We start from the raw sequence: 16,165 nt of genomic DNA, 5'->3' as shown, positions 1-16,165 counted from the left end.
CTCTAATCTCCTATACTAAATCTATACCCTATCCCTCTAACTGTTTGGATATATTTTGGATTTTTATCATCATCTTCAATCTTTTTTCTTAAATGTCTAATATGAACGTCTACTGTTCTAGTTTCTCCTATGTATTCATATCCCCAAATTTTATCCAATAAAAATTCTCTGGTCATGACCCTACCTTTATTTTTAATTAATATCTCTAAAAGTTCAAATTCTTTTAATGTTAAATCTATTTTTTTATTTTCTTTGCTTATTTCATGTTGTTCAAAATTTATAAGTATATTTCCAAATCTATATGACTTATCTTCATTTTGCATTACTATTCTTCTTAAAATAGCTTTAACCCTAGCCATAAGTTCTCTTATTGAAAAAGGTTTTGTTATATAATCATCAGCCCCTAATTCCAACCCCAAAATTTTATCAAATTCCTCTCCTTTAGCTGTAATCATTATAATAGGAATATTACTTAAGCTAGAATCATTTCTTATTTGCTTACAAACATCATATCCATCCATACCTGGTAACATTAAATCTAATAAAATTAAATCCGGAATTTCTTCTTTTGCAACTTTAATAGCATCTAGACCATTCCCTACACAAAAAGCCTTATATCCATTTTTCTCCAAATTAAATTTTATTAATTCTTGAATATGTTCCTCATCATCAACTATAAGAATTCGAGCATTTTTCATACCTTACACTCCTTATTTTAAAATATAAATTTATTTTATAAATACAAATGAAAACATTCTTCCATAACCATCTTTTTCTTTTCTATAAGAATGTAATTTAGTATCTTTATTACAATACGTACATAAATTTTCAGTACAAATATTTTCTCTTTTTATTCCTTTATTAATTAAGGTTTCAACTATGTATGCTTCTAAATTAATTTTGCCATTTACATACATACTTTCATTAAAACATTTTTTCTCTCTAAATAATTCTATAACATCTTCACCTACTTCATAACAACATTTTTTATTATGAGGACCTATATAAACATTTATATTTTCTTCTTTGGAATTATATTTATTCTTTAATTCTTCTATAGTATTCAAAACTATATCTTGTACAGTTCCTCTCCATCCACTATGTACTGCTGCTATAGCTTTATTTTGTTTATCTACAAGTAAAATAGGAACACAATCTGCTGTAAATACTCCTATAATTCTATTTAATTCATTGGTAATTAACGCATCTCCATCATACACATTATCATCTGCAATTAACACTTTATCAGAATGAGTTTGATTTAAATAAGATACATAATCAACATTAAACCATCTTTTTAAATTATTTAAGTTTTCAATACCCTTAGGAAAATTCTTATTAAAATCTAGATTTCCCTCAGCCGTTGAAAAAAACATATACACATTATCATAATTAAATTTTATAAACTTATAATCTTCTATATATTTAAACTCCATATTACACCTCTATATGTTTTTCAATTTATTTTATCATTAATTATACTTATTTTAAAATTTTCAGAACATATTTAACCTAATTTTAACCAATACCATAATATTTATTTTAATAAAAACTTGGGCTATGTTATAAAAATATTATAACATAGCCCTCCACTAGTACTTAAAATTTTATGATTTTTTTCTTTCCATGAGACTTTTTATCTCTTCCATAAAAGTATTAATATCTTTAAACTGTCTATAAACCGAAGCAAATCTTACGTAACATATTTCATCAACATCTTTTAACATATCCATGATTAATTCTCCTATGTACTCTGACCTTACTTCAGTTAACATTTCATTGTATAATTTTTTTTCAACTTCTTCAGCTATTGACTCTATTTTAGCTCTTGATACTGGTCTCTTCTCACAAGCCTTAATTAATCCATTTATGATTTTATTTCTATTAAAATATTCTCTACTTAAGTCTCTTTTTATAACGGAAATAGGTATATCTTCTACCTTTTCATATGTAGTATACCTTTTAGCACAGTTTAAACATTCTCGTCTTCTTCTAATAGCTGAATTGTCATCTGTAGATCTTGAATCTACAACCTTACTTTCATTATAATTACAGTATGGACATTTCATTTTTCAGCATCTTCCTTTAGAATTTATAAATTGTCATTCTCATATTAACATTTTTATTAAAAAATTTCCATACATAATTTCAAATTTTATCAAATTTATTAAAAAAATTTGTTATTTGTATTATTTTCTTTAAAATTTTCTGCATTAAATTTAAGTTCTGCATGTACTAAGATAACATCTATACCAATTTTATCAATATTATTCCAAGGAATTTGTAAGAAATTTTCCTTTCCAAACCACGAATTTTTTTCTTGTGGTAATAAAATATAATCTATTTTATATTCCTCACAATCAACAACTAAATCCTTAATATGTCCTAATCTTCTTCCAGTATCTATGTCAATAACCTCCATGGTTTTAAGATTATTTAAAGAAAATAATTCTTCCTGTATTACATTCTCCAAGCTTCCCCCTCCTAACATTAATATAGTCTCATCTCTAATATAAATATGCTGTTTTTTCATAAAATATGTTAAAAAAATAAGGCACTAAGGCCTTAATTTAAATAAATTTTCTCATATGCTTCAATGCAGATTTTTCTAATCTTGATACTTGAGCTTGAGAAATTCCTATTTCATCTGCAACCTCCATTTGAGTTCTTCCATTAAAAAATCTCAAATTTAAAATAAGTTTTTCTCTACTATTAAGCTTTTTCATTGCTTCATTAATACAAAGATCTTCAATCCAATTTTCATCTGCATTTTTATTGTCACTTATTTGATCCATTACAAAAATTGCATCTCCCCCATCATGATATATAGGTTCAAATAGAGATACTGGATCTTGGATAGCATCTAATGCAAATACAACATCTTCTCGATCAATTTTTAGTTCCTTTGCAATTTGAGATACAGTTGGTTCCTTATTATTTTTATTAATAAAACTATCTCTAACTTGCAATGCCTTATAGGCTATATCTCTAAGGGAACGACTTACTCTTATTGAGTTATTATCTCTTAAATATCTTCTAATTTCTCCAATTATCATAGGAACTGCATAAGTTGAAAATTTAACATTTTGAGATAGATCAAAATTATCTATGGATTTAATCAATCCAATACATCCTACTTGGAACAAATCATCTACATTTTCTCCTCTATTATTAAATCTTTGAATAACACTTAATACTAACCTTAAATTTCCTTGAATAAATTTTTCTCTTGCTATTTCATCACCATCTTTAAGCTTCAACAATAATTCTTTCATTTCTTTTTCTTTTAAGATAGGCAATTTAGATGTATTAACACCACATATCTCAACTTTATTACTCATCATAAGGTCATCCATCCCTTCAGTATAGTTGCATTAAAATTTTCCCCTTATGATTAGATTTTTATACATAAGACAACCTTATAACATTTTATTAATTTCTTTTTTTAATCTTTTTATTATTCTTTTTTCTAATCTAGAAATATAAGATTGAGAGATTCCAAGCATATCCGCAACTTCTTTTTGCGTTTTTTCTCCTTTACCATTTAATCCAAATCTTAATTCTACAATTTCTCTTTCTCTATTATTTAATTTTTTCATAGCAAGTATCAAAAGTTGTTTATCAACTTCATCTTCTATCATATTATATACCATATCATTATCAGTACCTAAAATATCCGAAAGTAGAAGTTCATTTCCATCCCAATCTATATTTAATGGTTCATAAAATGATATTTCAGCTTTTACCTTGCTGTTACGCCTTAAGTACATTAAAATTTCATTTTCAATACATCGAGAAGCATACGTCGCTAACTTAATCATCTTATTAGGATCAAATGTATTAACAGCCTTAATAAGTCCTATAGTTCCAACAGAAATTAAATCTTCAATATTAACACCTGTATTTTCAAATTTTCTTGCAATATATACAACTAATCTTAAGTTTCTTTCAATTAAAATAGATCTAGTTTCTTCTTCTCCATTTAAAATCTTGTTAACAAGCTTTTCTTCCTCATCCTTTGTCAATGGAGGTGGTAATGCATCATTTCCACCTATGTAAAAAACATTCTTTGTAAAAACCTTAAATTTGCAAAGAATCTTATTTAAAAATATCTTTAACTTAGTCATAATCTTTCCTCCTATTTTTATAAAATACCTCTAGATAAAAGAGCTTTATATTCTCCACTTTTGCTTAAATTAGTATTGCAAAATGCAATTATTCCCTCCTTAATTTCAAAAGATTTACTTTTGCTGAATAATTTAATACTAGTAGCCTTCACTCCTTTTAAAGTATCATTTTTTCCATTTACAACCTTATAGGGAATTAAAAATTCATCTTCTTTTTTTAAATCAATTTTATTAAATACATTGTCCTCCACAATAATAACGGGTAAATTCGTAACAGGTTCTCTTAATTCATTTCCTGTATCCAAAAAGGCTGTTACAGTTTTTTTATTTCCCTTTAAATTTATTTCTATATCATAAATCAAACTATTAAAGGTTATCCTGTCTTTAATATATATAACTACTCTATTTACTAATAAATAAGCAATCATCATCACTATAAGGAGTTTTTTATAAGGAAAATTTATTATATACGTATTTTGTGGAAGCACTCCTTTTTCTGTATAAATAAAAAATATACAAATTCCTGCAAGTACCATAGAATATACTAATAAAGTAAAGAACCCTTTAATCATATTGCTTATTTTATTTTTCATAGCTATAAAAATCATTAAAAATGCTATTAAGAATTTTAGTATTCCTTGTACAATCACAGGCATATAAAAAAATATAAAAAAGGCACATGATAAGCTTCCTATTAAAGCTGCAATAATATTTCTTAAAATACTATATTTTATATTTATAGTTTTGCAACTTAATGTTACAAGAAAGTAATTTACTATAAAATTCTCTAATATAAGCATGTCCAAATATATAGCCATAAGCATTCCCCCTTTATTTATATATTATATACTTATGAATTTCAAAATTTTGTCAATTTGTATAAGAAAAATAATTTTTTCAAATAAAATCATTCCCCTTCTTAATACAATAATCTCTATTTTTTATTTAAAAATAAATAAAAGCGATTTATAAAATAATTTTTTAATCATCTTATAAACCACTTTTATTTAAATTCAACACATTATTTTCCAGAAAAATATTTTCATAAACTTTTTATACAATTTTAGATAATAAATTTATAAAAAAGCTATCTCTCCATAGAAATTTAACTTCTATTTCGAAATAGCTCCTTACATAAAAACTTCAATTATCTACTTTGTCTTCTTAAGAAAGCTGGAATTTCTAATTCACTTTCTTCATAAGGCACCTTTGTTGCTGCTACCTCTTCTTTGGAAACATTTGCTTTTACTGGTGTTTCCTCTACAACAGTTTTAGGTTGTTGATCTATGATCTTCATGCCTGATTCTTTACTTTTATTTCCTTGTCTATCTGTATCAAATCCTGTTGCTATAACTGTAATTTTTAGTTCTTCTCCTAAACTTTCATCGATCACAGCACCAAATATAATATTTGCATCTGGATCTGCTGCTTCTCTTACAATTTCACAAGCTTCATCTAATTCTAATAATCCAATATCTTCTCCACCAGTTATGTTTAATAACACTCCAGTAGCACCAACTATAGATGTTTCTATAAGTGGACTTGATATTGCTTGTTTTGCAGCCTCAACCGCTCTATTTTCTCCTGATGAATATCCAACGCCCATATGTGCTAAACCTTTATCTAACATAATAGTTCTTACATCAGCAAAGTCTAAGTTTACAAGTCCCGGAACAGTAATTAAATCTGCTATACCTTGTACACCTTGTCTTAATACATCATCAGCATATCCGAAAGCTTCCATTAATGAAGTTTTCTTATCTACCATTGTTAACAATCTTTCATTTGGTATTGTAACTAGGGTATCTACCTTTTCTTTTAATTCCTTTATACCAAGTTCAGCTTGTAACATTCTCTTGCGACCTTCAAATGGGAATGGTTTTGTTACCACTCCTACAGTTAAAATATTCATAGACTTAGCTATTTCTGCAACAACTGGAGCAGCACCTGTTCCAGTTCCACCACCCATACCTGCCGTTATAAATACCATATCTGCGCCTTTTATAGCTTCAGATATTTCTTCTTTACTTTCTTCAGCAGCTTTTCTTCCAATTTCAGGGTTAGCACCTGCACCTAATCCCTTAGTAAGTTTGTCTCCTATTTGAATCTTTTGGGAAGCTTGAGATAAAATTAAAGCTTGTTTATCTGTATTAATCCCTATAAATTCTACATTTCTCAATCCTTCTTTTATCATTCTGTTAACGGCGTTATTTCCTCCACCACCACAGCCTATTACCTTAATCTGAGTAAGATCTCGCATATCAATATCTATCACAGTACTACCTCCTTATATTAGAAAAAATCTGCAAAAAACTCTTTAATTTTACCCATAATTCCTGAACCTTCATAATTTTGTTCTAAGTCTTCCTCATCGATACTAAAGTCTAGTTCTTCTTCAACTACTGGATTAGTAGTTTTTTTAGGACGGTCTAACTTTATACTCTTAGCTACATCACTAACTATTCCAACTGAAGTTGCATATAAAGTATTTGACGCTCCGATATATTGAGGTATACCAATTCTTACAGGTCTTTTTAATATATTTTCACAAAGTTCTACAATACCTTTTAGGAAAGAAATTCCCCCTCCTATAAGAACTATATTGTAAATTTCTTCATAATAACCACTTTCTTTTATAAATGCTTTTATAAATTTTAAGGTTTCATCTACTCTTGCATTAATAATATCAACTAAAGTATAATAATTTACTTCATATTCTTCTCTTTGAGACGTATATATTCTTATTTTCTCATCTTCAACTTTATCTTTAATAACAGAACCATATTTCAACTTAAGTTTTTCTGCCTCTTCATAAGAAATATTTAAACATAAGGATAAATCCTTAGTAATATTATCTCCTCCAAGAGGTATAAAAATAGTTTTACATAATTTCTGACCTTTAAATATAGAAATATTTATTGTATCATATCCTATATCAACAATAGCTATTCCCTTTTCCTTTTCTTCTGATGATAAAAGTGCAGATGCCAATGCAATAGGTTCTAGTGTAATTCCTAACACTTTTATACCTGCATTATTAACACTTTTAATAAGATTATTTATTATGGTACTTTGAGATAATGCTATTTTAGCATCTACTTCTAATTTTACTCCACACATACCTATAGGATCTTTTATATTATCGTATCCATCTATAATAAATTGTTCTGGTATAGCTGTAATAATTTCATTATTTCCTTCAACTGAAATCATCTTAGCTGCCTCTAATGCTCTATTAACATCACTTTTTGTAATTTCCTTATCTTCACTTTCTACAGCAACTATGCCTTTATTACTACAAAAATTACAAAGCCCACCTTGTATGCTAATATAAGCTTCATTTATTTTAAATTGTACGATCTTTTCTAAGTTAAAAATACACTTTTCAATAGCTTCTGATGTTACATCAATGTCTACTACAGCGCCTTTTTTAAGACCACTACAAGAAACGGAGGTGATTCCCATAATTTGCATTGTCCCTTCGCTGTTAACCTTGCCCATTGAAGCACAAATCTTTGAAGATCCTATATCTAGTCCTACAATATACCTATACATGAATTTAACCTCCTTAAGAGAATCCTCAAAATTATATATTCAACACAAAACTTATTTTTCCTTTTATTTTAACTATGTTTTTTGTAATAAAATGCTTTTTTTTTAGTAAAAAATTTTTAAACAAATAAATTAAGGTACGAAATCTCATCTATGTATATTTTAAAACCCTGATATAATTAATTAATTATATCACATAATAAGAACTTTATATACTTTATATTATAATATAAAAGAACCAATTTTAGCAATATTTCTTTAAAATTAGCTTATATTAATGAATTTATTATTTAAAAAAGATAAGATAATAGTACATAAAACTATTATCTTATCTTTTTTATTATAACATAAGCATTCTTAACATAATTTCCTTATCCATAGCATAAGTCAATGCTATATCTTTAGAAATTTCGCCTTGTTTATATAACTCTACTAAAGACATATCCATAGTTTTCATCCCAAGTTTATTACCTGTCTGGATTATAGATTCAATTTGTTGTATTTTTCCCTCTCTAATTAGGGTTTGTATAGTAGGATTTACTGTCATTAATTCCATAGATAGAATTCTACCTTCACCATTATGTCTAGGAATTAACTGTTGAGACACCACTCCTTGTAATACATTACTCAATTGTATTCTAACTTGTTCCTGTTGGTATGGAGGGAAATATTCTATAATTCTTTCTATAGTTTTGCAAACTCCCATGGTATTCATTGATGATAAAACTAATCTTCCATTTTCTGCTGCCGTAAGAGCAATAGATATTGATTCCTGGGTATTAAGTTCACTGATAAACACTACATCTGGATCTTCTCTCAAAAGAGTTTTTAAAGCTGTTTCAAAATTTTCACTATCTCTACCCATTTCTCTTTGATTTACAATAGATCTATTATGTTTATATAAAAACTCAATAGGTTTTTCTAAAGTTATAATATGTTCTGATCTTGTATTGTTTATTTCATTTATAAGAGCAGCAAGAGTTGTACTTTTTCCACTTCCGGTAGGACCTGTAACCAAAATTAATCCCCTATCTTTTAATGCAAACTCCTTAACTACTGTAGGCATATTAAGTTCCTTTAATGTTGGAATTTTACCTCCTACAATTCGTATGGCTAAAGTATCACTACTTCTTTGTTTATATATATTTACTCTAAATCTTCCTAATCCCGCCAATGAATAGGTAGTATCTATTTCACCTATTGTTTCATATGTTTTGTAGTCTTCATTTAAAATAGCTATGGCAAAATTTTTAGTATCATCTACTGTTAATTTTTCATTATACACTTTGCTAAGTTCTCCATTTACCCTTATATATGGATAAGCACCAACTGTTAAATGTATATCAGAAGCATTTTTTTCTACCGCTATTTCTAATAAGTCGTCTAACTTAATCATTCTAAGTTCCCCCTAAGTTCTTTATTTTCTTATACGTAAAATTATTATATAATTTAAACTATTTTTTTACAGTTTAAAGATTTATAAAGTTTTTTTAATGCTCTTTTTTCAATTCTAGAAACATATGATCTAGAAATACCCAAATATTTTGCTATTTCTCTTTGAGTTCGAGGTTTTCCATCTTGAAGACCATAACGCATTTTAATGATAATTTTCTCTCTTTCCGTAAGATCTTTATTAATTTTTTCATATAGCTTTCTAGTTTCAATCTTATTTTGTACAATTTCTATTATAGAATCTTCATCACTACTAAGTACATCCATTAGAGAAATTTCATTTCCTTCTTTATCTACCCCTATAGGATCTTGTAAATAAACCTCATTTTTTGTTTTCTTGTTATTCCTAATTAACATTAAAATCTCATTTTCTATACATCTAGCGGCATATGTCGCTAATCTAGTACCTTTTGCTATATCAAATGAATCTATAGCCTTTATAAGTCCAACTGTACCAATAGAAATTAAGTCATCCATATCCTTGCCTGTATAAGTATACTTTTTAACAATATGAGCAACCAATCTTAAATTTCTTTCAATCAAAACCCCTTTTGCTAATTGATCTCCTCCCGCAAATTTCGTTAAATATTCCTTTTCCTCCTCTTCTGTTAAAGGCTGGGGAAATGAATTATTTCCTGAAATATACGCTGTAAAAAAAGTCATACTTCCTACAATCTCTAATAAGCAATGTATAAAAATCACAGCAGTTCCTCCCAATATTGCTTATTATTATCATATGAATTATTTCCCCAAATGTTACTAATTCTTTTATTATTTTAACATACTATTTTCTTTTAAGTTAGTAATAATTTGTGAAAATATTGGTGCAGCTGTACTACCTCCATCTTCTTCTTTTCCTCCTTGGGATATTTTTACCCAATCAATATCCCTCACTAATACGACTGCAGAATATTTTTTTTCATTTAACTTGAAAAATCCTACAAACCAACCATCTGAATGTTTTTTTCTTTTCCCATTATTAACCTCATAATATTCAGATGTACCGGTTTTCCCTCCAACTTTAACTCCTTTAACCTTAGCTTTAGTGCCTGTGCCCTCTTTATCTTCCACCACATCAATCATCATATTTTCTAACAATTTTGCGGTACTATTCTTTATAACCTTTTCTTTTTTAGTCTGTATATTCTTTATTTCTTTATTATTATCATCAACAATAGCATCAATAATGTATGGTTTTACTAACTGACCTTTATTAATAATTACATTAGGTATATTAAGAGCCTCTAATGGGGTTATTCTTATCTTTTGACCAATAGCCGCATGTTTAATTTCATCTCTATGTATTTTATTACTAATTTCAAATTTTCCACTTACCTCATCTTGTAATCCTAAAATTGGATTTGTTAAATTAAACTTGTTAGCATATTTATATATGTTATTAAACCCAACTTCTTCTCCTACCTGATAAAACACGTCATTGGAAGACATAATAAATCCTTCCCTTAATGTCATTCTTTTTTTATTATTATGTTCTTTAATATTAGAATTACGCTTATACATCTTATCTACCCACACTATATTATTATCCAAAGCCGCCGCTGAAGTAACTACCTTAAAAATAGAACCTGGAAAATAACCACTATTAGAACTAGCACCTATATTAATATTAGGATGTCTATCATCTTTATTAGCCATGGCCAATATTTTTCCCGTATCACTTTCCATTAGGAGTACGCCAATATCTTTATATGAATTATACTTTTCATCTCTAATTATTTTTTCGACTGAAGTCTGAATTTCTTTATCTAATGTAAGTCTAAAATTTAGATTGTCATTTCCTTTAATATCTTTATTAAAGGTATCTTCTGATGTTAGATTTTTTCCTATAACAACCTTATCAACCTGATTATTTTTTCGAATATTTTCCATTGTCCTTTCCAATGTTCCTTCTTGCTTCATAGAACTATCTTTTAAATTATTTGCTCTATCCATAACACTAATTATATTCCAATTTTCTTTTAAATTAGATTTATCATATAAATATACATAAAATCCTTTTATATCTTTTAAACTTTTTAACTTATCATAGCAACTTTTATCTATTTCATATTTTATTTTTCCTGTATATTTATATTCTTCAACTTCGTCTGGGAAAATATAATTTTTATTACATTCCCTTAAAATATATTTAGCCTTTTTAATATTAAACTCGTCTTTATTTATATTATATCTCATATAAAAAGCTGGATCTATTACTGCATAATAATTTCTTGAATACTTAAAAAACTTTTCACCATTTTTATCGAAAAGCTTATAATTTTTATCTTTTAAAGTTTCAACATAATAATATTGTTTATTTAAAATATCTTTTAAATCTCCCTGTTTAACAAACTGGATATAAAAAAACTTTCCTATAAGACTTATAAAGATAAGCACTATACCAATGTAAACTCCCTTTATTCTTCCACTATATTTTCTTGAAGATAAAAAAGATAATATAGTTTTTTTGTCTTTCATCATAAAAAACAAACACCTCACTTTAGATAAAATTATATCCAAAATAAGGTGTTATATACAAAATACATTAATTTTCCGTATTTTCTAAAATGCTTCTAACTTTTGAACACAAACAATCAATAGCAACTTCATTATGTCCACCTTCTGGTATAATAATGTCTGCATATTTTTTAGTTACTTCTGTAAATTGTGAATGCATAGGTCTAACTACATTTAAGTACTGTTCTATTACTGATTCAATAGTTCTACCTCTTTCTTCTACATCCCTTAAAAGTCTTCTTATAAATCTAACATCGGCATCTGTATCCACGTAAAGTTTTATATCCAATAAATCTCTTAATGACTTTTCTTGAAGTACAAGAATCCCCTCTACGATAATAATTTTCCTTGGGTTAACTATTACAGTTTCTTCTTTTCTTGTATGTACTTCAAAATCATATATAGGTTTTTCCACCTCTGTTCCACTTATTAAATCTTTAACATGTTGTATTAATAACTCCATATCAAAAGCATCAGGATGATCATAATTAGTGAGAATTCTTTCCTCAAAAGTTAAATGGCTTTGATCTTTATAGTAACAATCCATTTCTAACACAGAAAGACAATCTTCTCCAAATGTTTTACAAATTTCTTTTGCAATAGTACTTTTCCCAGAGCCAGATCCTCCAGTAATTCCAATAACAAGTGGTTGCTTCATTATTTCTCCTCCTTAGACTTTATAAGGATGTCTTTTTCTTTTAGTTCCTTATCTACCTTTACAGTGAAAATCATTTTAGCTGCAGCACATGCTTCTATGTCTTCACCTTTTTCATTTTTCATTTGGCCTAATGTTATTTCCACATTATCGCCTTGTGCTCTTAATACTTCAACTTGCTCACCAACTACCGCTTTATTTTTTTGTTCTAAAGTAGCAGTCATAGTTTTCCTATCAAAATTCTTAACAACACCAATTACATCATATGACTTTTCATAAGCCGAACTATTATATACCTGTTTTTCTTCTTCGTCAAAATAAAAACCAGTATAATATATTCTATGACTTGGTTTCATTAAATACTCTAACCATTTGTTTTCAAATTTAAATTCATCCGGATTATCGAAATACGCATCAATTGCCTCTCTATAAGCCTTAGTAACTGATGCAACATAAAATACGCTTTTCATTCTTCCTTCGATTTTAAATGAATCTATGCCTGATTGAACTAGTTCTGGAATATGTCTAATCATACATAGATCCTTTGAATTCATTATATAAGCGCCCTTATCATCTTCTCTTACTTCGTATAATTCTCCTGGACGTTTTTCTTCCATTAAATAATATTTATATCTACATGGCTGAGCACATTGTCCTCTATTAGAATCTCTTCCAACTATGTAATTAGATAGTAAGCATCTACCTGAATAAGACATACACATAGCCCCATGAACAAAGGCTTCTAATTCTAAACTTGCAGGAATTTTTTCTTTTAACTCAGTAATTTCTTTCATAGAAAGCTCTCTTGCTAAAACTACTCTCTTTATTCCTTGATTATGCCAAAAAATTGCTGACTTCCAGTTAACATTGTTAGCTTGTGTACTTAAATGTAATTCTAAATCTGGAACAACTTCTCTTGCAGTTAAAATTATTCCTGGATCTGACACTATTATTGCATCTACATGAAGTTCATATAATTCTTTTAGATAATCTTCAAGTCCTTCTAAATCATCATTATGAGGAAATACATTTAATGTTACATAAACTTTCTTTCCTCTTTCATGAGCATATTCTATTCCTTTTTTAAGATCTTCATTGGTAAAGTTATCAGCAAAAGCTCTTAGGTTTAATTTACTTCCACCTAAATACACTGCATCTGCTCCAAAATCTATAGCAGTAATTAACTTTTCTAAATTTCCAGCAGGAGCTAATAATTCTGGTTTCTTAATCAAATTAATCCCTCCTTACAGTTACAGCTATGCCATCACCCATTGGCAATACTGAGGTTATAAATTTCTCATTATCATTAACTTCTTCAAGATAAGTTCTCATTCTTTTAACTATAGTTATTTTTCTTCTAACTAAAAGTTCATCAGAAGGTACCATACCCCTAAATAATACATTATCTGCAACTATAACCCCATCTTTATTTAAAAGTTCTAAACAATAAGGAAGAAAATGATTATAATGTCCTTTACCAGCATCCATAAAGATTAAATCATAAGGAGGAACCTTTGTATCACAAAGGTTCTTTAAAATCTCCTCACATTCACCTTCTTTAATTTCTATAGCCTGTTCAAATCCATATTTCTTTAAATTCTCTTTGGCCTTTGAAATCATATTTGGATCTCTTTCTATCGTAGTAATATGTACATTTTCTTTAGAAGCTTGCTTCATTAATATCGAAGAATAACCTATTGCTGTTCCTAATTCTAATATTCTCTTAGGTCTTTTAAGCTCAATCATCAGTTTAAGAAAATTGGCTGTTTCCTTTTGAACTATAGGAACTCCATTTTGTTTTGCATATTCTTCCATATCTAAAAGAATTTCATTATCTTCCTTTATTAAATTCCTAAGATAATTTTCCATGTAATCATACATTATTCCACTCATATTTTAATTCCTCCAAATTTCCTTAAGAAGGATTAGATATTTATTTATTTCTCATTGCTGTTCTCTTTCTTTGAGCAGTATCTAAAATTTTCTTTCTCATTCTTATGTTAGTTGGAGTAATTTCAACTAATTCATCAGATGCTATAAATTCTAAGCATTGCTCTAAACTCATTTGTCTTGGTGTTATAAGTTTTAATGCATCATCTGAACCAGAAGATCTTGTGTTACTTAAATGTTTTTTCTTACATACATTAACTTCTAAGTCTCCAGGTCTTGAATTTTCTCCTACTATCATTCCTTCATATACTTCTATTCCAGGATTAATGAACAATACTCCTCTTTCTTGTGCATTATATAATCCATAAGTTATTGAAGTACCAGCTTCAAATGCAGTTAATGATCCTTTACTTCTTTCAGGAATTTCTCCTTTAAATGGTTCATATCCAATTAATACATGGTTCATTATACCATTTCCTTTAGTATCAGTCATAAACTCATTTCTAAATCCTATTAATCCTCTTGATGGCACGTGGAATATTAGTCTAACGTATCCATTTACTGCAGAAGTCATATTTTGCATTTCCGCTTTTCTTGGTCCTAGTTTTTCCATAACTACTCCCATAAATTCTTCTGGTACGTCTATTGTTAACTCTTCTATTGGTTCACATTTTTTTCCATCTTCTATTTTGTATATAACAGATGGCTTAGAAACTTGGAATTCATATCCTTCTCTTCTCATAGTTTCTATTAGTATTGATAAGTGTAATTCTCCTCTACCACTTACTTTAAATGAATCAGCTGAATCAGTTTCTTCAACTTTTAAACTTACATTAGTTTCAAGTTCTTTCATTAATCTATCTCTTAAATGTCTTGATGTTACAAACTCTCCTTCTTGACCTGCAAATGGTGAGTTATTAACAATAAAGTTCATGCTTAATGTAGGTTCATCAATTTCAACAAAAGGTAATGCCTCTGGATTATTTATATCTGCTATAGTTTCTCCTATATTGATATCAGGTATACCAGATACAGCAACTATATCACCTAACATTGCTTCCTCAGTTTCAACTCTTTTTAAACCATCGTATACATAAACATTAGAAATTTTAACATTCTTTTGAGAACCATCTTTTCTCATTAAAGCTATTTGTTGATTCTTTTTAATACTTCCTCTAACTATTTTACCTATACCAATTTTACCTACAAAGTTATTGTAATCAATACTTGATACAAGTAATTGAAGAGGTGCATCTAAATATCCTTCTGGAGATTTAACATTCTTTATAATAGTTTCATATAAAGGAATCATGTTTTCTCCTTCTTCTTCTACTTCATACTTAGCTATACCAGCTTTAGCAGAACAATAAATTATTGGGAAATCTAATTGCTCATCATCTGCACCTAATTCAACAAATAAGTCAAATACTTCGTTAATAACAGCTTCTGGTCTAGCATCTTTCTTATCAATTTTGTTTATAACAACCATTGGCTTTAAGTTTAATTCTAAAGCTTTTTTAAGAACAAACTTAGTTTGTGGCATTGGTCCTTCATAAGCATCTACAACTAAGATAACACTATCAACCATTTTTAGTATTCTTTCAACTTCTCCACCAAAATCTGCGTGGCCTGGAGTATCAATTATATTAATTTTTACTCCATTATACATAACAGATGTATTTTTAGAAAGAATTGTAATTCCTCTTTCTTTTTCTAAATCATTAGAGTCCATTACTCTTTCTTGTACTTTTTGATTTTCTCTAAAAACATTACTTTGTTTTAAAAGAGCATCAACCAAAGTAGTCTTACCATGGTCAACGTGCGCTATAATAGCTATGTTTCTTATATCATTTCTTTGAAATATATTCATCTAAACTCCTCCAAGTTATTTCATCTAGTCTATTTTTGATTTTCTACAAATAAAAATTGGATACATTCTAGTACCCAATTTAAAATTTAAATCTTATTTTAT

16 protein-coding genes are annotated in these 16,165 nt (G+C 27.9%); all 16 read right to left on the bottom strand.

Annotated elements, in window-relative coordinates; genetic code table 11:
• Nucleotides 1-2: 2 nt before the first annotated feature.
• The 16 genes from QOZ93_RS03480 to typA all read right to left on the bottom strand — a co-directional run bounded on the left by QOZ93_RS03480 (nt 3) and on the right by typA (nt 16,063).
• Nucleotides 3-698: a response regulator gene (locus tag QOZ93_RS03480; protein ID WP_307355124.1), complete on the bottom strand. Its 696-nt coding sequence runs from the start codon at nt 696-698 to the stop codon at nt 3-5.
• Nucleotides 699-728: 30 nt separating this feature from the next.
• Nucleotides 729-1,436: a peptidoglycan editing factor PgeF gene (gene pgeF, locus QOZ93_RS03475; RefSeq protein WP_307355122.1), complete on the bottom strand. Its 708-nt coding sequence runs from the start codon at nt 1,434-1,436 to the stop codon at nt 729-731.
• 171 nt (nt 1,437-1,607) lie between these two features.
• Nucleotides 1,608-2,069 carry a transcriptional regulator NrdR gene (nrdR, locus tag QOZ93_RS03470; protein WP_111942816.1) on the bottom strand — a complete coding sequence of 154 codons (462 nt, stop codon included), beginning with the start codon at nt 2,067-2,069 and terminating at the stop codon, nt 1,608-1,610.
• 98 nt (nt 2,070-2,167) lie between these two features.
• Complete coding sequence (locus tag QOZ93_RS03465; RefSeq protein ID WP_307355121.1) at nt 2,168-2,473, bottom strand: YlmC/YmxH family sporulation protein; 306 nt, start codon at nt 2,471-2,473, stop codon at nt 2,168-2,170.
• A gap of 97 nt (nt 2,474-2,570) precedes the next feature.
• A complete protein-coding gene (gene sigG / locus QOZ93_RS03460) occupies nt 2,571-3,344 on the bottom strand; it encodes an RNA polymerase sporulation sigma factor SigG (protein ID WP_111942818.1) in 774 nt (257 codons plus the stop codon).
• 75 nt (nt 3,345-3,419) lie between these two features.
• Nucleotides 3,420-4,127 carry an RNA polymerase sporulation sigma factor SigE gene (gene sigE / locus QOZ93_RS03455; protein ID WP_111942820.1) on the bottom strand — a complete coding sequence of 236 codons (708 nt, stop codon included), beginning with the start codon at nt 4,125-4,127 and terminating at the stop codon, nt 3,420-3,422.
• A 17-nt stretch (nt 4,128-4,144) separates the two neighbouring features.
• A complete protein-coding gene (gene spoIIGA, locus QOZ93_RS03450) occupies nt 4,145-4,945 on the bottom strand; it encodes a sigma-E processing peptidase SpoIIGA (protein WP_162630395.1) in 801 nt (266 codons plus the stop codon).
• Between the two features lie 329 nt (nt 4,946-5,274).
• Nucleotides 5,275-6,387 (bottom strand): cell division protein FtsZ, encoded by a 1,113-nt coding sequence (gene ftsZ, locus QOZ93_RS03445; RefSeq protein ID WP_111944393.1) that lies wholly within the window; start codon nt 6,385-6,387, stop codon nt 5,275-5,277.
• Between the two features lie 32 nt (nt 6,388-6,419).
• Entirely contained in the window at nt 6,420-7,682 is a 1,263-nt protein-coding gene (ftsA, locus tag QOZ93_RS03440; RefSeq protein WP_307355120.1) for a cell division protein FtsA, read from the bottom strand.
• 337 nt (nt 7,683-8,019) lie between these two features.
• A complete protein-coding gene (locus QOZ93_RS03435; RefSeq protein ID WP_307355119.1) occupies nt 8,020-9,075 on the bottom strand; it encodes a type IV pilus twitching motility protein PilT in 1,056 nt (351 codons plus the stop codon).
• Between the two features lie 53 nt (nt 9,076-9,128).
• Entirely contained in the window at nt 9,129-9,833 is a 705-nt protein-coding gene (sigK, locus tag QOZ93_RS03430) for an RNA polymerase sporulation sigma factor SigK (protein ID WP_307355118.1), read from the bottom strand.
• Between the two features lie 69 nt (nt 9,834-9,902).
• A complete protein-coding gene (locus QOZ93_RS03425) occupies nt 9,903-11,612 on the bottom strand; it encodes a penicillin-binding transpeptidase domain-containing protein (RefSeq protein WP_307355117.1) in 1,710 nt (569 codons plus the stop codon).
• Between the two features lie 64 nt (nt 11,613-11,676).
• On the bottom strand, nt 11,677-12,306 hold the full coding sequence (gene udk / locus QOZ93_RS03420; protein WP_307355116.1) for a uridine kinase: 630 nt from the start codon (nt 12,304-12,306) through the stop codon (nt 11,677-11,679).
• Nucleotides 12,306-13,532 carry a peptidase U32 family protein gene (locus QOZ93_RS03415; RefSeq protein ID WP_307355154.1) on the bottom strand — a complete coding sequence of 409 codons (1,227 nt, stop codon included), beginning with the start codon at nt 13,530-13,532 and terminating at the stop codon, nt 12,306-12,308. Before QOZ93_RS03415 ends, udk begins: the two co-directional genes overlap by 1 nt.
• Nucleotides 13,533-13,536: 4 nt before the next feature.
• Nucleotides 13,537-14,196 (bottom strand): O-methyltransferase, encoded by a 660-nt coding sequence (locus tag QOZ93_RS03410; RefSeq protein WP_307355115.1) that lies wholly within the window; start codon nt 14,194-14,196, stop codon nt 13,537-13,539.
• A 40-nt stretch (nt 14,197-14,236) separates the two neighbouring features.
• The gene (gene typA / locus QOZ93_RS03405; protein WP_307355114.1) at nt 14,237-16,063 is read right to left on the bottom strand and encodes a translational GTPase TypA; all 1,827 of its coding nucleotides are present in this window, start codon (nt 16,061-16,063) and stop codon (nt 14,237-14,239) included.
• Between the last annotated feature and the right edge of the window lie 102 nt (nt 16,064-16,165).

The organism is Hathewaya limosa, from assembly GCF_030815255.1.
GTDB lineage: Bacteria > Bacillota > Clostridia > Clostridiales > Clostridiaceae > Hathewaya > Hathewaya limosa.
Note: the sequence above shows the minus strand (reverse complement) of the source record. Positions and strands in the feature narration are given on the sequence as shown.